We start from the raw sequence: 20,956 nt of genomic DNA on the forward strand, positions 1-20,956 counted from the left end.
GAAGAGGTGGAACTTAGACAACGTATGGACAAGCTTAAACAAAAGCAAAAGGGATTTACGCTTGTGGAATTAATTGTAGTTATTGCCATTATTGGGATTTTGGCAGGGGTTATGTTACCGAGGTATTTTGGGTTTACAGATAATGCAAGAGTAGGAGTTGCGATTTCTGAAGCTAAATCTGTAAGAGCAATAGCAGAAGCTTATTATTCGAGTAACGGGACATGGCCTCAACCGACCAAATCTAGTGAAAGTAGTACTGTTGATACAATTAATGGAACTACATTTACTGGAGCTACAATAGGTGCGCTTAATACAACAAATGGTTCTTTTGATTATACAGCAAAAAATAAGAAAAAAGCTCATTGCGATGAAAATGGTGTAGTTACTGAAAAATCATAGAATTTTGGTCATAGCTAATGACAAGAATTTTAAATTAATTTTATAAATCTGATTAACAATTTAATTGCTAATACAATTAAATTGTAAGGAGGTAGGAAAAATGGAAATAAAACTGCATATGGAGAAGTTTAAACAAAAACGAAAAGGATTTACTCTTGTAGAATTAATTGTTGTCATAGCTATTATCGGAATCTTGGCGGGCGTTATGCTGCCTAAGTATTTTGGATTTTCAGATGATGCCAGAAAGGCTGCAGCAATATCAGAAGCCAAAAGTATAAGAACACTTCTAGAAACATATTCTGCAAACGATCCTGAAGGAGACTGGCCATCATTAACTAATGCAACATCAGTAACAGTGAATTCTGAAACTACTACATTTCCCGGTAAAATTACGACTAGCACAGATGGAGCTTTTGATTATGTAGCAAATAATGGTTATACTGCGGAATGCACAGAAAATGGGACTATTACTGCCAGTAAGACCCCTGCTTCAGGTGGTTAATCAGGTAATATTAACTGAAGAATCGCTATAACAACAGGGGTTATAACGATTCTTCACATAGAGCTATCGTAAAAAATAAAATTCACGTTACTTATTTGTCAAACATTATCCTGATCAAGGAGGAGAATAATTGGAACTTAGACAACAACTAAAGAATCTAAAGCAAAATCGAAAAGGCTTCACTCTCGTGGAGTTAATTGTTGTTATAGCCATTATTGGAATTTTAGCTGGGATTATGCTACCAAGATATTATTCTTTTACCGATGACGCCAGAAGAGGTGCTGCAATATCTGAGGCAAAATCTATTAGAACTATGTCTGAAACCTTTTATGCTAAGTATGGTAAGTGGCCGGAAGTTTCTGGTGATTCTAATTTCAAAGTTCAAACTGGTGTAGAGAGTGATGGTGATCCTAGTTATTCAGATTCGCCCACATTTACAGGTACTATTGATGGAATTGGTACTGCTGATCCGATGAAAGATGGTACCTTCGAATATGAAAAAGCTGGAGAGACCGCAACTTGTGATGAAGACGGAGCAGTTACTGCAGACTAATCAATTTTATAGAAACAATACAGATCCAAAATCTGTAACGTTCTATACACAAGGAGTTGTTGGCAGTGCCCAACAATAAAGGGTTTACATTAATCGAAATGATGATAGTAATTGTTATTATTGGAATATTGGCTTCCGCTGCCTATCCTACTCTCTCAGGAGCAGCAAACATATCTAATGAGAATGAACGCGCAATACACGAAGAAGTCATCAATAAAGCCTTGATAGAATGCTATGCGCTGACAGGGACTTATCCTAATCAGGGAGTTCATGACACAAGTAAATCAAATCTCACATTAAGCGAGTTATCTAAATTAGAAGAGCAAACGGGTATTCACATGAACACCTCCAAATATGAGTACACCTATGTACTAAATGACAATGGGATCTATGATGTTAATAAACTCCATGTTGATTTGAATTGATATTGGAGGAATCAATATTGGAGAGTAAGAAATTTAATCAGTTGAAAGATTACCAAGGATATACTCTTGTAGAGCTTATTGTCGTGCTGGCAATTATGGCTATTTTGGGTTCGATGCTGGTGTCATTGATGAATGTTGGTGTCCGGTTATACAGAACCGCTGATACAGCAATGAATAATCAAAGTAACGCACGGGTGGCCTTAGCATATGTAACAGTCAAAATTCGACAGAATGATGCATCTAATGCTATATCAGTCAGTAATGAATTAGATAGTCTAAATGATTCTATCTATGTATTAAAGATAAAAGATGCCAATGTATCAGGGAATACGATTTGGATCTATTATGATAAGTACACTCAAAAATTGCGAGAACAAAAGGGAAGTAGTAGTTTCGATCCTGTATTAAAAAACGGTACAGAAATAACGGGGTTAAAAAGTTTTAAGATTGAAAAAAGTGGGATTACGCTTCACTTTGAGGTTTTATCAATTGATAGTACCGTTTATTTATCACAAGATATCACCTTGCGATCACCTTAGTATCTTTGTGTTCGACTAGTTAGTATCGATTATCTATTTTTAAGTGAAGAGTTAAACCCTTTTATGCATAGTAATTTGATCAGGCCGGGAGGAACATCATGTTTAGGGATAATAAAGTTCTTGGTATTGATATCGGCACGCGTTTGACAAAATTTGCTTTATTGAAGCAAGGAACAAAACCGGAACTTATTGCCTGGGGGATTGTTCCAACACCTCAGGGAAGTGTTTCTGACGGCCTGATCAGGGACAAGGAAGCCGTCTCGGAAATGCTGAAGAGTGCGATCAGTGAATATAAGTTAACGGCAAAGAGGGTTGCTGTTACACTGCATTCCTCCGGCATTATGCTGCGGGAACTTAACTTGACGGCTCTAGAAGATGCTGAAATCGAACCTGCTGTCGAGTTTGAATTATCTCAAAGCTTTCCGGATATGCTGCAAACTCATGCTACTGCTTTCAAAATATATACTAAGACAAGTGAATCTCTGAATGGGATTAGCACATCTTGTCCTAAACAAATTGTAAATAGTTATATTGAGCTGTTTGATGATTCTGGTCTAACATTAAAATATGTTGACGTTAATGCTAACACATTGGCAAAAGCTTATAATCATTTTGTGCAACCTCCGGTCCCGGGGGATTCGGTGTTAATCGTTGACCTAAGTTATGCAACATCCGAAGTAAATGTTCTAGTCGATGGAAAGTTAATCTTAAGCCGCAGTGTTTCAGGTGGGGGGGCATTCGTCGATAGCTTAATTGTCAACCGCTTCGAAATCTCCATGGAGGAAGCAGAAGCAGCCAGGCAGAGCGGGTATAAGCAATTGTCGATAAGTCAGGATGAGTTGGATTCTTGCCTTCGCTTGGGATATTCTTCGGTTGAAGAACAGATAAGACAAACTCTGGACTTTATTCGCTATAGTAAGCTGCCTGACGGTATAAAACAGATTTGCCTTACCGGCGGGGGCAGTAATTTTCCAGGTTTGGAGACTTACTTCAGCGGCATATTCAGGACACCTGTAACAGTTGCACAATCAGATAGTATTCCCCTTGAAGTCTCAGATAAGTTTTTTATTTTGATGCCCGCTATTGGCGCAGCTTTAAGGGAGGACTAGTGTCTTGAAAGATATAAATCTGATAGCAAAGTCATTGCAGCAAAAACGGGAACATCAAAACTCTGGAATGGGTCAAAAATTATTGTTTTCGATTCTAATCGTTTTGTTAGTAGGAGCTCTGGGATATGGAGTTCTTGCCTTTCTCAAGGCTCGTTTAGTTACAAAGGAAGAAGCCATTGCCCAAAAGATTAAAGAGGCTGCCCCCATTGTTGAACTCAAAAAGAATATACTAGTCAAAGAACAAAAGATTACTCAGCTTTCTGAGGTAATTGATATGGCAAATGCTCAGTCCATCCTTAATACTAAAATACTTGACGGTATTTCCAAAGTGTTGCCGGAGGATGTCTTTATAGTTAATTATGCAGTGAGCCAAGCAGGAGAGTTGAATATCATTGGGAAGGCAAGGGACATGGACAGTATAGCTTATTTTGTCCATGAGCTGAAAGAGAGCGGGCTATTCAGTGATGTCTACCTTAGCAATGTAAGCAGTACCATTAGTAAAAGTTCGGATTCCAATCCCACAGGTATAACAGAGTATAATTTCTCAGCACTTTTAACTTTGAAAAAGTGAGGAAAATCCATGAAGTTCAAATTTGATTTGTCTAAATTGAAGAACCTCAGAGTATCAGGTAAGTCTAAAAAATCGGCGAAGAAGATGCCGGGCTACTTGCAGAAACTTAAAATTAAGCCACAGAAATCATCCTCGCTGAGCCTGTCAAAGAAGGATTTTGTTCTCTTAACCTTATTAATTATAGGATTCCAGGGGTATGGATTATATCACTTTTTTCTTAATCCTAAGTGGCAGGAGTTCAGTAGCTTGCAGACACGCTATACTGCAGAGCAGATGATTGCTGCTAATTTTGAAAAGGATATGGCCCAGAAAGACCATTATCTTGAAAATCTAAAGTTACAGGATTATAAGTTTAATGCTTTAACGAAGGTACTGCCTAGCGAGGTTCCTCAAGAGGAAATTGTCCTTATGCTTAATAAATTGTCCAAGGAACGAGAACTGGAGATTAACGGTATTTCTTTAAGTGATATTTCTTTTGTCAGCAAACAAGATTTTTCAGCTGGGAAAACAATATTATCCCAGTCACAAGATAACAGTAAAACAAGCACAACAACCAATGTTGCAGCGGATAGTCAAAACAGTCAAAGTACATCAGCGAATATGTCTGGCAGTTCAGTCCCAGCGAAAGCTAATGATATGGTCATAGTTGAGAATATTGATATTGCTTTCTCCGGAAATTATGGGTCGTTATATAATTTCATCAGTGATCTGGAACAAAGTGTCCGAAAAATTATTATTCAAGAAGTAAGTATGACCAGAGCCGGCGGGGATTTATTAAAAGGACAGCTCAAGATTCAGTATATTGGATATGTAAGCCCTGATGACAAGAACACCTATACCTTAGATACTCCTGAAACAAGTGGTAAAGACAGTCCTTTTCAGGCTTATGCGGGATTTGAGGAGAATATCTCTGCTGTGACCGGATCTTCCTCTGGTCAAGGGCAAGCTCCTGTAAAAACGTCAAATCCTGATTTTTACCTTATGCTCAGCACTTATGATGATAATGCGCCTAAGATTATTATGGGAGATTATACTAAGAATGGGACTGAAGTTTATAGTAATGCCAATGCTAACGTTCGAGGAAAGCTTGCTGTTAGCGGAGATGAAGATAATATGACTTACTCTTATTCTCTTGATGGTGCAATACAAACAAAGCAAGGCAAATTGCTTATTGATGGAGGAAAAATACACACAGAGGTAATCGCTCATGCTCGTAAGAACGAACAAGATAAAGTGGGCTTAATCCTCGACGTGGATAATAAAACCAACTATCCTTTAGAGATCACCGTTATTAGTGATGATAAACAAGCCCCCAGGTTTAGCCTTGGAACACAATTTGGGAGTGTGACGTTAAAGTAGGTGATTTTTGTGAAAGCAAAATATGACAAAGGCTTTACCTTAGTTGAAGTAATGATCGCTTTGGCTATTGTGGCTATAGTTTCAACCCCTTTGTTGCGTATGTTCGTGACGACAAGTTATGCCAATCATGAAGCTCAAGTTATGGATTCGGCAAATACGATTGTTGTTCAAAAAGCTGAGATATTCAAAGCTAATCCTGAAGGGTATAGAAGTGAACACGGCGATGAATCATATGATTTCTATAAAGAAGATGGTACCTTTATCGGGGAGTATCCTGATTTAAGCGATATTCCTTCTGGGGCAGCCATGATGATTAAAAGTACTATGTCAGGACCTCAAAATAATGGATCAAATGTCCCTGAAGTTGGATATTATCCTGACTTTGCACTGACGATAAATTTGTCAAAATACGCATCTGACGTTGATTTACTTAAATTAACTGTGTCAGACTGTTATGTAATAAGTGTGGACCCTCTTGCAGGTTTAATATTAGTTGATACCATGAAATTTACGGATACGGTCATTCCAATCAGGGTTGATTTTCATGGAGATAAGAAAACTATTAATGTTGAAAACTACTCGGACAAGGAAGCGGAGTTTTATATTTTCAATGCCGAAGATAATAGTGATGTAACAATTCATGTGGTTAAAGGGGCTTCGAGTACAGCATTTGTGAATAATCCTGAGACCATTCCTAGTAAAAGTTACAATTTAACACTTACGGTAAATAGGCTGAAAGAAGGGATTTGGGCAGAAATGCTTAACTATTCAGCTTTGGCAAATGATTATTCTGCAAAATAGCTACTTTCAGAATGGAGCATTAAAATGAAATTTGGCACACGCCTCAATCTGAAAAGTGAAAAGGGTAATGCATTGCTTATGGCCTTGGCAGTCATTTTTATCTTGACCTCCTTCGGGACAGTATCTTTGATGACAAGTGTGGCTAACGTCAAAATGAGCGGAAAATACAAGAGTTGGTCTAAGGATTACTCTATTCTTGACACAAATGCTGAAACAAAGGTGAATCAGATAAATTCTATATTAGAAGAAGCTGAAAGTAATGCCCAAAAGTATATGGACGGACAATATTACTTGTCGTCGATGGGACCAAGTGGGGATTTGGAAATCCCAGATCCGGCTCAGAAGTACATAAATGGACAATGGAGTACGTGGGTGAAACCCTATTTAGGTGATATGGAAAGTGAGGAGTATAAGAACTATCAGCCCATTTTTGTGGATAATATTCTTACGAGACTATACTATTATTATGCATCTAAGCTCCTTAACAATAATGCAGATGCCAACGGTTATGCTTTATTAACTCAGATTGATGGTTCGGATATAGGACTAACTGATTATCAGAGTAATTTGTTTAGCAGCTCGACACAGATTTTGAATGAAGGAAATTTGGCTGTCAAGTTACAAACCAATACCATTAAAGATAAAGTCATAGCTGTCAGGCTTATTGTTAACTATCCAACTTACGAACCTGTTAAACAAACAAAAGTTGTTGTATTTAAAGGGAATCCGATTTGGACCAATGCAATTACCGCCGCTGGCAGCATTGGTTTTATAAATGGCTCAAGCACTATTAAAGGGGATTTGTTTTCCGCAGATAAAGAGGAAAGTCTTTATCTTAATGATAATCATGTGAAGGCATCGGGAATATATAGTGACGGTGCACAGGTTAGTATTTACGGTAATGTATATTCTAAGGGGAATCTTCATACCATTCGAAGCAATTCTAAAATGAATATCTACAAATATCCTACTGAAAATTTCTCGATTGATTTAAAGTCGAATGTCTTTGCCAAAAATATTTATCCTGGGCTATTTTTTGAAGACGACCTTGAAAAATATCCCATATCAACAAAGTATACTTATGTTGAACCATATCCTGTAGATTCCAGTGATGATACGCTCTATTTTATTAATCAAGATATTATCGGAGGCAACATTTATTGTAACAGCTTGTCAGTGGATCGTACGGTGGATGATAAAAAGGTTGACAATGCTGAAATTTATGCCCATGGTAATGTAAGTACGTGGAATGATATTAAGATGAATAATAGTATACCAGGCAGCCTCTTTGACGGAAAAGATTCGAAAATTACCGTAGCAAAGAATTTTATAGGTATTAATGCAGAAGGGCACAATGGGGATCCTAATGCCAGCAGTACGGTGATCAATAACACAGCTCTGTCAGGTAATACGATAACTTTAAACGGAAAGATGATTGTACCGGGAACCGCTTGGGCTGAGTATGCTGGAGTTAAGAAAAACGGTTGGGAGCGCTTTTGGTGGCCTGGTTCTAAATCAAATCCCATTAATCCTTGGCTTAGTTATCAGTATTATCAGACTGGAGAAAGTATAACTGCTAAAAATGCAGATATCTATAGTGCCTATCTGTCACCTGTGGAGCATCCAGTTCCTTCGTATAATTATTCTTATGAACCTTATACAATAGAAGCTGAACCTGATTCATATGTGGAGGCAAATATTAATTCTTATTATTTAATGCGAGGAGATAATACGAGCGGAAGTGATACGGATAGTTTGATTCCCAAAAAGAGTCAACTAACTGATTTTATCAATAGTAAAAAGCTAAGTGGAGGTAAGGTTGTTTCAAATATATTTTCAGGTGGAAACGTCACAGGATACGCACTGGGGGAAGCGTTATTGCACAGAAGTAAAGCATCCACGGTCACGGTACATGGAGAGCCTATCAGTAATCTCCCAGATGATCTACAGCCTCACCAGATCATTGATAACGCAGACTATCATATGTATTATTTTGATATACAAAGTACTTTGTCTAAAATATTTCTTTCTAAAGTACAAAATCTCGGAACCTTGAAAAAAATGCCCGTGAGCTTTGAAGGCTTTATTGACCCGTCAGAAGGATATAGGGAAAATTTGGGGAGGGACTACGAAGATTATGTAGATAAGTCTGCTGTAAAGGATATTAACGGTAATTTATTACATTCAAATCCAGCGGAAATGACAAACGCTTTTGTTTATCTTGAACTACCCTCAAGTGGTGAAACTAATATATTAAATATTTCTGACAGCTTCAGCGGAATTATCTACTGTGAAGGAAACCTGAAGATAACAGGTAGCGGCAATTTTAACGGGGCAATCATTGCCGAGGGTAATATTACGGTTGTAAATGATGCTTCTATCAGTTATGACGAAGAAGTTATTCAAAATGTTTTGGAGAAGGATAATGACGCATATTGCTTCTTTTCAAAGCTTAGCAGTTTTGAAAATCAAACTAATAAATCAAAAGGGTTTATAGACAAATCAGCTATATTTAACAGTGACGGAAGCTTACGTTCTTGGGTTAAGACTGATCCAACCGGAATGCAGAAAAATTTTATTTATTTTAAGAACAATAACAGCACGTTGCATTCTGGAAATTATCAGGGGATTATTTATTGCGAAGGAAATCTCAACATTGAAAATGGTGTAACCTTAAATGGGGCAATTATATGCGAGGGTAATGTAACCGTTGAAGGAGGTTCAACAATTACCTATGATGAAAAGGTTATAAAGAACGTATTAAAAGACGCAAACGTCAGACGATTTTTTGCTCCAGGCGAAATGGGTTCAGATATTATTAGTAATTATACAACAACAGCTTCTGATGGGGCAGTACGGCTGACGAATGTCAAACGTTTTCAAATTGTCGAATGGAAAGAGGAACAACAATAAAAGACTTCATTATTAATGAAAAGTTTAATAGGCCTGTTTGCCGGTTTGGTTGAGGGTGTGAAGTAAGCAGAGTTCGGGAAAGGAAGGAAAACTATTGCTAGACAGCGGGTTAAAATTAGAATAAATTAGAAATAAGTCTAAAGAACGGTAGACCTAATACATGGAGAAAATTTTCTCATTTTGAACGGAGGGTTTTACTTATGTATACATCATTAGTCCAAGGTCTAGCTATACTTAAAACCAAAGTATTAAAGACAGTAAGTATTTTATTCCTTTTTCTGCTTATAATTGCAGCGGTTCCAGCTCAGGTACATGCCGCTGCTGTTCCCATTAGTGTTGATCAATTCACTCCAGCCAATGTGGCTGGAGATGGTGGAACAAGCCTATTATGGAAGAGGGCGAACGCGAATACGACTTCCTCAGGTGTTCTACGGATTGTTCCTAATACGGGCAATCAACATGGGATAGTGGTTCGCCGCAGCAAAGTTAAGCTTACCGGCGGTTTCAGTACCTATTTTGTAATGAATATGAATAGCAGTAAGTCAGCCTTGCCAGCAGATGGACTGACCTTTGTCGTTCAGAGTAACCCAGAACCTAAGGTGGGAAACTGGGGTGCAGGACTGGGCTATCAGAGCGTTGGGAAATCTCTGGGAGTTGAATTTGACATTTGGAAAAATACGGGTTGGGACGTTGCAACCTCAACGGGTCAGTACTATTATGATCCGAATGCCAACCATGTGGCGATCGTAAAAAATGGTAATAACATGCATGATCCGGCAAGTAAGGATGCGATCGACGACGGTACGTTAAGAACGGGAACTGTGGTGACTACAGGAGCGGGAACCGCATTAACTCGGACTAATCCAGGAACGCTTACTCTTTACAAAGAGGATGGAACCCTCGATGTCAACGTCTGGATTGACTACGATGGAACCACTCTGACAGCAACGTATGGACCTTCTTCTACTAAAACATCAAGTTCCAATCGTGTAATTTCTAAAAACGTTGGTAATGAGTTAAACAACCAAGAGGTTTATGTCGGCTTTTCTGGGTCGACGGGAGGCTCAAATGCTAATGTAGATATAAAAAAGTGGTATTTTACTGACACCTATGATCCAGACCCTGTTGTTCCTCCAACGCAGGGGGCCAATAGTGTGGGGATAACCTTAATTCCAGGATCAATTAATCCAACTGCGGCAAATTTCCGAGTCAAGGATATCCACAATAATGATATGATCAATCAGAACGTTGCTGTTTATATTGATGATAGTACTACTCCAATCGCAACTATCAATACTGGTACAGACGGTGCCCAAGCCACCTATAGCATAGGAACATTGGCAGCAGGCAGTCATACTATTAAAGGGGTTGCCGCCAATGGCGGAGCTTCAAATTCTGCGTCTTTTAGTGTAATAATCCCTATTACAGCCATAGGGGCCATAAGTGGTTCACCTCAAGTTGGGGCGGTATTGACAGCAGGAGCTTTGACACCCGCAGGAGCCAACGCGAGTTACCAGTGGCAAATTGCTCCTACAGTAAATGGTAGCTATTCAAACATTACAGGAGCAACAGGAACCACATATATTCCAGTTGCAGAAGATTTAGCTAAGTTCATTAGAGTAGTGGCGACAGGTATCGGCAATTACTCGGGTATAGTAACAAGTACACCAACCCAAGCCGTAGCAGCTCCGCCTCAACTTTATATTAGCCCTGTAGCAGCAACGATTCCATTTGGTTCCAAGCAACAGTTCGAAGCTCTTTTCACTAACGGTGCTTCTAACGCATTTGACTATGCGATTTTCTCAGGGAGTTCGAGTGATTTATTGGGTATATACGGAAGTAGCTTAACGATTAATGGAGATATTCATACAAATAATGCTTTTCAATCTAGTTCTTCTATCTTCAATATGACCGGAACTTGCGAGGCTGTAAAAACGGTGAATGTATGGGGTAGCAGTATAAATATGAAAACACCTGTTGAAAATGCTGCCTATATAGACATGCCTGACTTTAGTGAAATCATTAAAACTCAGGCTAATGCAGCCGGACAATCATATGTAGGAAATAAAAACTATAGCAATACTGACATCAATCTTTCATCTCCGATTTATGTAACGGGTAATCTTACAATAAGTGGCAGTCGAATTTCCGGAAAAGGTACAATAGTGGCAACTGGAGACATAACTATCAGTGGCAGTGGTATATCTTTGGCCAATGATGCATCTGTCTGCATTTATTCTAAGAATGGTAATATAACTGTGAGTAGTTCTGTTGCGACACTGAATGGTATTTTTTATGCTCCAAAGGGGAGAATTGGTGTGTACGCATCTAATGAGACTATTAATGGTCGCCTTATCGGAAATACCGTCCAATTATCCTGCAGCACATTAAATATTACTAGTAGTGCTAACGATTTATTAAGCATACCTTCAAGTGGACCATTACCTGTAACTCCGGTTTGGTCAAGTAGTAATCCAAGTGTGGCATCTATTTCGTCAGATGGAGAAGCCACCGGCAAGGGTTTAGGTACCTGTACAATAACCGCTAATTATCTATTTAATAATACTACCTACCAAGCTTCGGCCCAGCTCACAGTAGCTTCCCAAACAGCGATCAGCCCAACGACCGCAACGTTTGATAAAAACCCCGATAATACGAGTGTGGGTCACTATGCGGACGTAGAGACAACCATGACCTTATACGGAGCGACTTTAGGCAGTATAAAGAACGGAAGCTTAAACCTGACTTCAGGCAGTGATTATACGATTAGTGGAAGCATTGTCACAATTAAGAAAGCCTATTTGGCCACACAAAGTATAGGGACGACGAACCTAACGTTTACTTTTAGTGACGGAAGCACTAAGACATTGACCGTCTCGGTGAGTGATAGCACGCCGCCATCGATCAGCCCAACGACAGCGAAGTTTGATAAAAACACTGCGAACATAAATCCCGGTCACTATGCTGATGTAGCAACAACTATGACCTTAAACGCAGCTACATTAAGCAGCATCAAAAACGGAGGTATAACCTTAACAGCAAACGATTATACAATTAGCGGAAGCAGTGTCACGATTAAGAAAGAGTATTTGGTCAAACAAAGTATCGGGACAACGAGCTTGACGTTCACCTTCAGTGACGGAAGCACTCAGACTTTGACTGTTACGGTGAGTGACAGTTCTTTGCCAACGATCAGCCCAACGGCGGCAATGTTTGATAAAAACAGCGTGAGTACGAACTATGCGAATGTCAGCACAACGATGACTTTGTACTCAGCGAGCTTAGGCAGTATCAAGAACGGAAGCGTAACCTTAATTGAAGGCAGAGACTATAACAGAAGCGGAAGTACAGTAACGATTCTGAAAGAATATCTAGCGGAGCAAAGTGTGGGAACTACGAGCTTGACGTTCACCTTCAGTGACGGAAGCACGCAGACTTTGACAGTTACGGTGAGCGATAGCACCCCGACGATCAGCCCAACCACAGCAACCTTTGATAAGAACACGTCGAATACGAGCACAGGGCACTATGCGGATATACAAGTAACACTAACATTGAAAGGAAGCAGTTTAACTTCCATCACAAATGGAAGCACTACCTTGAATGCAGGCAGCGACTACACCATCTCGGGGAGCAATGTCACACTCAGCACAACGTATCTATCAACACTACCGACGAGCGAAATCCCAACGAACCTCACCTTCACCTTTAGCACTGGTAACACGCAAGTATTGGGGATCACGGTGAGCGACAGTAGGCCTACACTTTTATTGTCAAATCCTAGTATTACAACTAAAAGTGGAGATCATAAAATCTCGATATTACCAAATGTCCCAATTCAGGCAAGTGTTTCTTTTGACCTGAGTGGGGAAGCTAAGTATCTGAGGATGAATTTCGATGAAAGTAACGCGAAAGTTGAGATTACAAATATCTATCACGATAATCAGCGAATCAGCCTCAAGAAGGATAGTACAGACCCGCAGAAATTACTTCCTGACACAACTTTCGTAAGTGGTAGGTACACCTTCGATGCTCTGATAACAGATGTCAAAAATGTAACAGAAGAAGGCAACCCTTTACTCATCATACTAACGGCGTCTGCGCAGAATGCGAAAAACCCATCAGCCCCAGATACAAGTATTAAAGTCGACACGTCTTCTTTGTCTTTAAGTATAAATGTAGGAACAGCTCCACCCTTGCACTAATTGAAGACACTATTCTGTTGATTATGTCCAGTAGATATAATTGAGAGAAGACCTCCTGAGTTTGAGTTGTGCTAGCAATGAAGCAAAAACCTCAAATTGCTGGAGGTCTTTTCTGTGAAACCCTAGGGCGCAGATGTATAGTTGTTTGGGTTCAGAATCTGAAATTAATAAAAAGGATGATTGTATGCTTATCTACGGCATTATTTTCATTTTCGGCTTTATCATGGGTTCTTTTCTAAATGTCTGCATCTACAGGATCCCACGAGGGGAGTCCATAGTATCTCCAGCAGCACACTGTCCTAACTGTGGAACCAGACTGAAACCATTTGACCTTCTTCCGCACTTAAGCTACTTGATACACCATGGAAAATGCCGATATTGTGATCGAAAAATATCCCCTAGGTATCTTTTCGTCGAATTGCTTACAGGAATCGCTTCTGTAACCTTGTTCATCAAATATGGATTGACAGCTGACTTTGTAGCCTTTCTGTTTTTAACTTTTATCTTGATCGCCGTCTTTTTCATCGACCTAGACCATCAGATTATTCCTAATCAGCTGGTAATTACCGGACTTATTGGGGGAGCAGTCCTCTTTGTTTATAACCTTTTCCTGCCTTTCCAAATCTATTCTGACGATCTTTGGTGGAATCCAATACTAGGTTTAGTTTCTGGCTCTGGATTTTTATTCGGTGTTAGCTTAATCGGACTAGTTATTTACAAGGGTGATGAGGTCATGGGCATGGGGGATGTAAAGTTATTCGCGCCAATCGGGTTATTTCTGGGTTGGAGAATGACGTTACTTGCGCTCTTTCTTTCAGTTGTTTTGGGAGGAATGTTGAGTCTGCTATTGATCCTCTTTGGTAAAGCGACCAGAAAAAGCAGGATCCCTTTCGGGCCGTTTATTGTTATTGGCACATTTACAACAATCATGTGGGGTTGGCAGCTCTTGCACTGGTATGTGAACACCTATTTATATTACTAGGGTAGCGGAGAGATATCTGTGAATCTCGGTGTATTCTAATGATTGTACCATTTGTACTTTAAGATAATAGTCTCATTATAAACTGAAATTGATAAGGTAGTTGTCGGACTGCTTGTAATTTGTCTGTTGAAAAACCGCCTCCCTGAAACATGGGTGAGGCGGTTTTCAATAAATTAAAGTGGATAAGCAAAATCTCCAACTTCTAAGCATAGGTATTAGAATACCATGCGAAAGGAGTGGAGAATTTGATCGCAGAACTGTTCTTTGTTAGCATAGCTCTCTCAGTTCTAAAGGGAGTCACCTTACTCGTCTCGTATATCAATAATAACGCCTTTCCCCAACCCCTAAATGAGCAGGACGAGGCGCGTTATTTAAGAATCCTAAGTGAAAGCAAGACTGAACCATTCACCTTAACCCAGGAAGTTGAGAATGCCCGCAATATTTTAGTGGAGCATAATTTGCGTTTAGTGGCTCATCTTGTTAAAAAATTTGATGGGACGGGAGAAGATGGAGATGATTTAATCTCCATTGGGACGATTGGTCTAATCAAAGGGATCAATACCTTTGATCCCAATAAAGGTACCAAGTTGGCCACTTATGCAGCCCGTTGTATTGAAAATGAGATTCTGATGCATTTAAGATCTTTAAAGAAATCCCGGGGTGAAGTTTCGATCTATGATCCAATTGGCATGGATAAAGAGGGAAATGAAATTTCCCTCATTGATGTCTTAGGTTCTAATGAAGAGGATATTTCCTTAAAGGTCGAAAATGAATCGGAGCAAAAAGCTTTACTCGAACTTGTCAAAAAGCTGACCAAACGGGAAAAACTGGTTCTTCAATTACGCTACGGATTAATGAACAGTCCCAAGAGGACTCAACGCGAAATTGCCAAAGCTCTGGCAATCTCCCGGTCATATGTTTCGCGCATCGAAAAGAAAGCCATTCAAAAATTAATGGAAGAGATGGCAAAGATTGATCCAAATAGATAGTCCGTTACTTGCTCTTGTGGCATTCTCTAAGGTATAATGATAGAAACTTACACACTTTGGAGGATTCTATGTTAGAGTATTTTCAACCGACGCATCAAGCTAATTCCCTCGATCTCATTCCTGTAGAACAGCTTAGTCGGGATGGGATTCGCGGGCTAATCATAGACTTAGATAATACTATGACCCCGTGGAATAATTTAGAAGTAGCTCCTAAAGTGGAAACCTGGTTTAAAGAGGTTAAAGCAGCTGGAATTCGAGCCTGCGTGGTGTCGAATAACAGTAAACGACAGCGTGTAGCCGTAGTAGCAGATCAATTAGGGATACCTTTCGTTTTCGGAGCCACCAAGCCGCGCCGCAAAGCATTTCGGGCAGGAATGAAGCTTCTGGAAACAGGCCAAAAGGATACTGCAGTGATTGGAGATCAGTTATTTACGGATATTTTAGGCGGAAATCGTCTGGGGTTATATACGATTTTAGTCACCCCTATTAATGATCGTGAGTTTATCGGAACCCGGATTATGCGTCGAATAGAGAAGGTTCTCGTTTGGATTATGAAGCATTTCGCTTCTGCGAAACCCTTCAGCCCGAAAATTCATTAAGCATTAAGGAATGGCTTAGCCATTCCTTTTCCAGTATATTAGCCCCTCGTCACGCAGTATAATTTTTTGGGGTGCCACAGTGTACCATTTTCCTTGCTTATGCATAAAGCGGACAAGCTTGTGGCCAAAATCGGAAACGTTTCCGATTTTGGATCTGGAAGGTTTGGGGCGTTGACAAGCTCTGATTAGTGCTCTTGCTTGGGAGAGTCTAGGAGTTTAAATAGGTTACATTGTTGTGGTATAACAGAAAATGGGTATAAAGGAATGTTATACGTGGAAAAACAATTTGCAGTTATAGGTAATCCGATCAAGCACTCTCTCTCTCCTGCCATGCATAATGCTGGGTATGAGACATTAGGGATTAACGCAGAATATCAGCGCTTTCGGGTAGAAGAGCACTGTTTAGAAGAGGCTGTAAAAGGTCTCAGGGCTTTGGGCTTTGCTGGGTGGAATGTCACGCTGCCTCATAAGGAAGCTATTGTTTCCTTCATGGATACGCTAACCCCTGAAGCAGAGAAGGCTGGAGCAGTGAACACTGTGAAAAACCAGAATGGTCGCTTGATTGGTCACAATACGGATGGGAAGGGATTTGTTCGTTCCGTAGAAAATGACCTTAGAGGATTAAAAGGAAAAAAAGCAGTTCTTCTTGGTGCAGGCGGGGCCAGCAAAGGGATTGCTATGGCTCTGGCCCAGCAGGGAATGAATTTGCACATCCTCAATCGGAATCCAGAAAAGGCGAAAACCTTGGTTCAAATCATTCACAGCGTGGGGGGAACAGCGACATTTGGAGAGTTCGAACCGGGAGACTGGCTGGAGAACCTCGATCTCTTAGTGCAGACTACCTCTGTAGGGCTGAATAAAGAACCCTTCCCTTTTTCACTAGAAGGGATTGATAAAGAGGCCTTGGTTGTCGATATAATATTTAACCCTTTGGAAACCAGTTTTTTGAGAGAGGCTAAGAAGTTGGGATGCCGCACTCAAAATGGCCTGGAAATGCTTCTCTATCAAGGTGCCTTAGCTTGGGAGTTTTGGCTCGGTGAACAGGCCCCCCTTGATGCAATGAGGCAAGCCCTTAAAAATCAGCTTTTCCAGGGTATGTTTTATAAAGAATAGATTAAAGGGATGAATGTTATGGTGAGTGCATTAAAAGTCAGGGGCCGAGAGCAGGGATTTACTCTGCTGGAGATACTGCTGGTTCTGATCCTTTTGGCCGGCTCGGGCTTTTACTTGCTCATCAAGCTTCCCATTAACTTTGAGAGACAGCACTTAACCTTTCAAGCAACTCAACTATTAGAAGATATACGGGATACTCGGCAGGCGGCAATGGCTGAAAATAATTGGTACGCCGTTAAATTTTATTACCAAACAGGGGATCACCATTACCAAATATTCAAGCAAGGCAAATTAATAAAAAACGTCTACTTCAAAGATGGCATCAGTTTTTTAGGCAGCCCGGGAGATCTGACCTTTAATGCTTTAGGACGAAGTGTGGGGACAACGATCATTTTGACAAATTCCTTGGGTGAACAGAAAAGTGTCATTGTGGCCCCGGTAGGTATGCGCATTCGGGAGAAGTAGGACATAGAAGGGGAAGACGAAAGTGCGGTTTTTAACGGCAGGGGAATCACACGGTCAGAAATTAGTAGGAATTATCGAGGGCCTTCCCGCGGGAATGAAAATTTCCAAGGCTTACATTGATAAGGCGCTGGGAAAGCGTCAACAAGGCCCCGGCAGAGGCGGCCGAATGGCCATTGAACAAGATGAAGTCCAGCTTGTATCCGGAGTGCGGGGCGGATTAAGTACAGGAGCTCCAATCGCTTTAGAGATTCTCAACCGTGATTGGGAGAACTGGGAGAAAATTATGACCTGGAGGGATGAGGCTGATGTTGAAAGCCGAAAAGTTCTGACTCCTCGTCCTGGACATGCTGATTTGACAGGATCACTCAAATATCGTACTGAAGTTCGGAATATCCTCGAACGGGCGAGCGCCAGAGAAACAGCGATGAGGGTAGCTACTGGGAATATTGCCAGGCAGATGCTGGATTCCTTGGGGGTGGAAATTCGCGGACATGTCCGTGGAGTAGGTGGTGTTCACGCCAAATTTACCGATGAGGCGGCTTATTGGCAACACGTGGAACAATCGGAGTGGTCCGTTGGCGATCCGCTGGCTGAAGAGCAGATGGAGAAACAGCTAATCTTGGCTCGAGAACAAGGGGAATCACTAGGTGGAATTCTGGAAGTACAGGTTCATCATCTGCCGGCAGGATTAGGATCTCATGTACAGTGGGATCGAAAATTAGACGGAAAGATTGCCCAAGCAGTCCTTTCTGTTCAAGCAATCAAAGGTATTTCCTTTGGCCTAGGGTTTGAAGCTGGTGACCGTATGGGGTCTAAGGTTCATGATCCAATTTGTTATGCAGTGGGTAAGGGCTTTTCCCGGGCTTCCAACAATGCCGGCGGAATAGAGGGTGGCATGACCAACGGAGAACCAATCATTCTTCAAGCGGTTATGAAACCAATTCCCACCCTTTATCAGCCTTTAGATACGGTACATTTAGATACCAAAGAAGTGGTAAAGGCAAGTGTAGAACGTTCCGATGTCTGTGCCGTGCCAGCGGCCTTAGTCGTGTTAGAACACGTAGTGGCCTGGGTCATTGCAGAAGCGGTAATGGATAAGTTTGCAGCAGATAGTTTTATCGAATTAGAAAATGCTTGGCAGGAGTATCAAGCATATTTACGACAAAAGTGAGAGGAGGATCTCCATGCGGAACATTGTTCTCATTGGATTTATGGGAACCGGCAAAAGCACGGTTGGGAAGCGCTTGGCTCAGTCACTTTCTTGGAACTTTGTTGATACAGACTGTGAGATTGGAGAAGTAACCAGTTTAAGTGTCAGTGAAATCTTTCGTCGGCATGGGGAGACTCGCTTCCGTTCAGAAGAGAGTATTGTCGTCACCAGACTTAGTCAGCAGGAACAACTTGTAATTGCCACGGGAGGCGGAACTGTCTTAAATCCACTCAACTTGAGTGCTTTGGCTAAAAACGGAATTGTGATTGCCCTCCATGCTTCTTTAGAGGCGATTCTTAGTCGGATTGGGCATAAGAATGACCGCCCACTCCTTAAAGGTCCCAGAGAAGCCATTGAAAAGCTTTGGTCTGAAAGGCAGAATGTGTATGTCCAAGCGGATTATATAGTAGATACGTCGCAAAAAAACGTAGATGAAGTTGTCAAAGAGATTCTTCTTCTGCTAGAGAGGGTGATGAAGGATGAGCTTAGCAATGCAGCAAAAGATTGAAATAGCGGCAGATAAACCCTATCCCGTTTATCTGGGATCATCTCTTGAAGGTCTGGGAGAATACCTCCGCCATCAATTCGACGATATAGAGCATATCTTGATAGTATCCCATCAAGTCGTTGCAGACCTTTACGCTCAAAGACTAATGAAGGGTTTGCAGGATTACCGTATTAATCTCCTGATTGTCCCCGCCGGAGAAGAGGAAAAGTCCCTGGATCGCTTAAGTCGGCTCACGGCAGAAGCATTAGGCCATGGCACAGATCGCAAATCCTTGGTCATTGCTTTGGGCGGTGGAGTTATCGGAGATTTAGCCGGATTTTTTGCCAGTATATTCATGAGAGGTATTCGCTTAATTCAAGTTCCTACAACCTTGTTGGCACAGGTGGACAGCAGCATTGGTGGAAAAGTGGCTGTAAATCATTCGGCGGGCAAGAATATTTTAGGTGCCTTTTATCCCCCTCAAGCAGTCTGGACAGATTTCTCAACTCTGGAAAGCCTTCCTTGGGAAGAAGTGGAGAATGGCTTGGCTGAAAGTATCAAGCATGCTTTGATTGCCGACGGGGATCTTTTTCAGTTTTTTGAGAATGAACAGAAACCTATTAAGCATAGGGATTGCTTGATTTGGAGTGAAATGGTAACCCGCTCGTCCCTTGTCAAAATAAGAATAGTTTCTCAAGACGAACGAGAACAAGGGATTCGTGCTCTGCTAAATTTAGGACACAGTTTCGGGCATGCCATAGAAACTGAGATGGATTACCGAGGTATAACTCATGGACAAGGAGTCAGCGTTGGGATTGTGGCTGCGGCGCATCTAGCCTTTGCCAAAGGACTAATGACCTCAGCAGAGGTGGATAGAGTCATTGCTTTGCTAAATTCTTATGGCTTGTTGACGAAAATTAAAGGGTTGGATTCTCAAAATCTATTACACAAAATGCAAGCGGATAAGAAAAATCAGGGGGGCCGAAAGATATTAATTCTTCCCCAAGGAATTGGGCAAGCGCTAGTAACTAAGGAATGCTCCGACTCTGAGATTTTAGCAGCTTGGAAACAGGTTCTCTTTTAGGAGCGGTTTTAACTGTTTCGAAGGAATAAATACTATTATAGGCTTTTAAGTAAGAAAATCTGGCTAGGCTCAAGGAGCTTTGTCAGATTTTCTCCGTTATTGCTGTAAAAATATGCCTATCAGAGGAGTAATCGTGTAGTAAATCAAGAAGAGTAGCAATTGCCAGTAGTTCTAATAAAGTTATGTCGAGAGCAGGAGGGATTTCTTAATAGATAGAGAAACAAGAAGTTTAATGTAGTAATATTCGTGTATTAAGTTGAAAGTTGTGAGTTAGTTGGGAAAACAATCAGGTTTTACTTTATGGGAAGTTTTAATCGTCCTTTTCCTTATGGGAGTATTACTAGCAACTTTTTCTCAGCATTTCGGTTCTGATTCCAAGACTGTACAGAATCATATTAATCAAGCAAATATCCAAAGAATTGAAGGTGCTGCCCAACTATATAAGATTGATGTGGGCACTTATCCCAGCAGTGTTAGGCAATTAGTTCATAATCCAGGGAGTGTCAGCAATTGGCAGGGGCCATATTTGGATGAAATACCCATCAATCCATTTGATTTGGAACTGGAGTATGAGATTGATTCCACCGGAAAAGTATCCAACAACATGGTGAAGTGAACTTGTTCAGCTAAAGCTGAACTGCGAGATTTCGG

Annotated in this window: 20 protein-coding genes; all 20 read left to right on the plus strand. The window is 40.8% G+C overall.

Annotation, left to right across the window (positions count from 1 at the left end):
* Positions 1–6 precede the first annotated feature (6 nt).
* Positions 7–399 (plus strand): type II secretion system protein, encoded by a 393-nt coding sequence (locus DESMER_RS24630; protein WP_014901920.1) that lies wholly within the window; start codon positions 7–9, stop codon positions 397–399.
* A gap of 100 nt (positions 400–499) precedes the next feature.
* A complete protein-coding gene (locus DESMER_RS04695; protein WP_014901921.1) occupies positions 500–901 on the plus strand; it encodes a type II secretion system protein in 402 nt (133 codons plus the stop codon).
* A gap of 130 nt (positions 902–1,031) precedes the next feature.
* Positions 1,032–1,454 carry a type IV pilin protein gene (locus DESMER_RS04700; protein ID WP_014901922.1) on the plus strand — a complete coding sequence of 141 codons (423 nt, stop codon included), beginning with the start codon at positions 1,032–1,034 and terminating at the stop codon, positions 1,452–1,454.
* Between the two features lie 65 nt (positions 1,455–1,519).
* A complete protein-coding gene (locus DESMER_RS24635; RefSeq protein ID WP_014901923.1) occupies positions 1,520–1,879 on the plus strand; it encodes a prepilin-type N-terminal cleavage/methylation domain-containing protein in 360 nt (119 codons plus the stop codon).
* A gap of 17 nt (positions 1,880–1,896) precedes the next feature.
* Positions 1,897–2,418 carry a DUF4860 domain-containing protein gene (locus DESMER_RS04710; RefSeq protein ID WP_014901924.1) on the plus strand — a complete coding sequence of 174 codons (522 nt, stop codon included), beginning with the start codon at positions 1,897–1,899 and terminating at the stop codon, positions 2,416–2,418.
* A 98-nt stretch (positions 2,419–2,516) separates the two neighbouring features.
* The gene (gene pilM / locus DESMER_RS04715) at positions 2,517–3,527 is read left to right on the plus strand and encodes a pilus assembly protein PilM (protein ID WP_014901925.1); all 1,011 of its coding nucleotides are present in this window, start codon (positions 2,517–2,519) and stop codon (positions 3,525–3,527) included.
* Positions 3,528–3,531: 4 nt separating this feature from the next.
* Positions 3,532–4,098 (plus strand): PilN domain-containing protein, encoded by a 567-nt coding sequence (locus tag DESMER_RS04720; RefSeq protein ID WP_014901926.1) that lies wholly within the window; start codon positions 3,532–3,534, stop codon positions 4,096–4,098.
* Positions 4,099–4,107: 9 nt separating this feature from the next.
* A complete protein-coding gene (locus DESMER_RS04725) occupies positions 4,108–5,457 on the plus strand; it encodes a hypothetical protein (RefSeq protein WP_014901927.1) in 1,350 nt (449 codons plus the stop codon).
* A gap of 9 nt (positions 5,458–5,466) precedes the next feature.
* Positions 5,467–6,258, plus strand: coding sequence for a type IV pilus modification PilV family protein (locus DESMER_RS04730; protein WP_014901928.1), 792 nt, complete (start codon positions 5,467–5,469; stop codon positions 6,256–6,258).
* A 24-nt stretch (positions 6,259–6,282) separates the two neighbouring features.
* Positions 6,283–9,171: a DUF2572 family protein gene (locus DESMER_RS04735; RefSeq protein WP_014901929.1), complete on the plus strand. Its 2,889-nt coding sequence runs from the start codon at positions 6,283–6,285 to the stop codon at positions 9,169–9,171.
* 200 nt (positions 9,172–9,371) lie between these two features.
* On the plus strand, positions 9,372–13,376 hold the full coding sequence (locus DESMER_RS04740) for a X2-like carbohydrate binding domain-containing protein (RefSeq protein ID WP_014901930.1): 4,005 nt from the start codon (positions 9,372–9,374) through the stop codon (positions 13,374–13,376).
* 184 nt (positions 13,377–13,560) lie between these two features.
* The gene (locus DESMER_RS04745; protein WP_042334273.1) at positions 13,561–14,358 is read left to right on the plus strand and encodes a prepilin peptidase; all 798 of its coding nucleotides are present in this window, start codon (positions 13,561–13,563) and stop codon (positions 14,356–14,358) included.
* 245 nt (positions 14,359–14,603) lie between these two features.
* Positions 14,604–15,347, plus strand: coding sequence for an RNA polymerase sporulation sigma factor SigK (gene sigK, locus DESMER_RS04750; protein WP_014901932.1), 744 nt, complete (start codon positions 14,604–14,606; stop codon positions 15,345–15,347).
* A 68-nt stretch (positions 15,348–15,415) separates the two neighbouring features.
* Entirely contained in the window at positions 15,416–15,946 is a 531-nt protein-coding gene (locus DESMER_RS04755; protein ID WP_014901933.1) for a YqeG family HAD IIIA-type phosphatase, read from the plus strand.
* Between the two features lie 273 nt (positions 15,947–16,219).
* Positions 16,220–17,059, plus strand: a complete 840-nt coding sequence (locus DESMER_RS04760) for a shikimate dehydrogenase (RefSeq protein ID WP_014901934.1) — start codon at positions 16,220–16,222, stop codon at positions 17,057–17,059.
* An 18-nt stretch (positions 17,060–17,077) separates the two neighbouring features.
* Entirely contained in the window at positions 17,078–17,524 is a 447-nt protein-coding gene (locus tag DESMER_RS04765; protein ID WP_014901935.1) for a prepilin-type N-terminal cleavage/methylation domain-containing protein, read from the plus strand.
* 22 nt (positions 17,525–17,546) lie between these two features.
* Positions 17,547–18,695, plus strand: a complete 1,149-nt coding sequence (aroC, locus tag DESMER_RS04770) for a chorismate synthase (protein ID WP_014901936.1) — start codon at positions 17,547–17,549, stop codon at positions 18,693–18,695.
* 13 nt (positions 18,696–18,708) lie between these two features.
* Positions 18,709–19,242, plus strand: a complete 534-nt coding sequence (locus DESMER_RS04775; RefSeq protein WP_014901937.1) for a shikimate kinase — start codon at positions 18,709–18,711, stop codon at positions 19,240–19,242.
* Positions 19,214–20,305 carry a 3-dehydroquinate synthase gene (gene aroB / locus DESMER_RS04780; protein WP_014901938.1) on the plus strand — a complete coding sequence of 364 codons (1,092 nt, stop codon included), beginning with the start codon at positions 19,214–19,216 and terminating at the stop codon, positions 20,303–20,305. Before DESMER_RS04775 ends, aroB begins: the two co-directional genes overlap by 29 nt.
* A gap of 274 nt (positions 20,306–20,579) precedes the next feature.
* Positions 20,580–20,921: a competence type IV pilus major pilin ComGC gene (locus tag DESMER_RS04785; protein ID WP_014901939.1), complete on the plus strand. Its 342-nt coding sequence runs from the start codon at positions 20,580–20,582 to the stop codon at positions 20,919–20,921.
* Positions 20,922–20,956: the final 35 nt, after the last annotated feature.

The sequence above is a fragment of the Desulfosporosinus meridiei DSM 13257 genome (genome assembly GCF_000231385.2).
GTDB lineage: Bacteria > Bacillota > Desulfitobacteriia > Desulfitobacteriales > Desulfitobacteriaceae > Desulfosporosinus > Desulfosporosinus meridiei.

Bases quoted from the DNA above. Each gene is read 5' to 3' on its own strand.
- pilM (WP_014901925.1), top strand. From the start codon at position 2,517: ATGTTTAGGGATAATAAAGTTCTTGGTATTGATATCGGCACGCGTTTG.
- DESMER_RS04695 (WP_014901921.1), top strand. From the start codon at position 500: ATGGAAATAAAACTGCATATGGAGAAGTTTAAACAAAAACGAAAAGGA.
- aroB (WP_014901938.1), top strand. From the start codon at position 19,214: ATGAGCTTAGCAATGCAGCAAAAGATTGAAATAGCGGCAGATAAACCC.
- DESMER_RS04725 (WP_014901927.1), top strand. From the start codon at position 4,108: ATGAAGTTCAAATTTGATTTGTCTAAATTGAAGAACCTCAGAGTATCA.
- DESMER_RS04755 (WP_014901933.1), top strand. From the start codon at position 15,416: ATGTTAGAGTATTTTCAACCGACGCATCAAGCTAATTCCCTCGATCTC.
- DESMER_RS04735 (WP_014901929.1), top strand. From the start codon at position 6,283: ATGAAATTTGGCACACGCCTCAATCTGAAAAGTGAAAAGGGTAATGCA.
- DESMER_RS04775 (WP_014901937.1), top strand. From the start codon at position 18,709: ATGCGGAACATTGTTCTCATTGGATTTATGGGAACCGGCAAAAGCACG.
- DESMER_RS04765 (WP_014901935.1), top strand. From the start codon at position 17,078: ATGGTGAGTGCATTAAAAGTCAGGGGCCGAGAGCAGGGATTTACTCTG.
- DESMER_RS04740 (WP_014901930.1), top strand. From the start codon at position 9,372: ATGTATACATCATTAGTCCAAGGTCTAGCTATACTTAAAACCAAAGTA.
- DESMER_RS04745 (WP_042334273.1), top strand. From the start codon at position 13,561: ATGCTTATCTACGGCATTATTTTCATTTTCGGCTTTATCATGGGTTCT.